The organism is Streptomyces alkaliterrae (assembly GCF_007097205.2).
Lineage (GTDB): Bacteria > Actinomycetota > Actinomycetes > Streptomycetales > Streptomycetaceae > Streptomyces > Streptomyces alkaliterrae.
Genome location: NZ_VJYK02000751.1, coordinates 1 through 398 on the forward strand (window position 1 = coordinate 1; position 398 = coordinate 398).

1 protein-coding gene is annotated in these 398 nt (G+C 64.6%); it reads right to left on the minus strand.

Features of this window, described 5'->3' with window-relative positions; genetic code table 11:
- Positions 1–366, minus strand: a 366-nt coding sequence (locus tag FNX44_RS30210; RefSeq protein WP_500274224.1) for a PadR family transcriptional regulator, incomplete at its 3' end; no start/stop codon positions are given.
- Positions 367–398: the final 32 nt, after the last annotated feature.

The following is a 398-nucleotide window of genomic DNA, read 5'->3' on the forward strand; positions in this document are numbered from 1 at the left end:
CCAGCGCGCTGTGCGCAGCGGGTCGTGGCCGGTGTCCGTCCATTCGGCGGCGTTGTCGGTTTCGCGGTCGAAGGCCATGGCTTCATTCATGCGCTTGACGCGCTCACCCATGGCGCGCAATTGCGCGAGGATGGCATCGGCGCTGTTCTGGCGCTCGGCCAGCCAGGTTTCGCCTTCTGGCGTGATGCCGTAGCGCTTCTTGTTGCCTTCGACGGTGACGGAGGCAAAACCGTGGTCTTCCAGATACGACAGCGCCGGGTACACCATGCCCGGGCTTGGCGTGTAGAAGCCAAGCGAGTGTTCTTCCACCGCCTTGATCAGCTCATAGCCGTGACGCGGGGTGCCTTTGAGCAGCGCCAGCAGCACCAGCTGCAGATCAGCCGAGCTGAGTCGCCGGC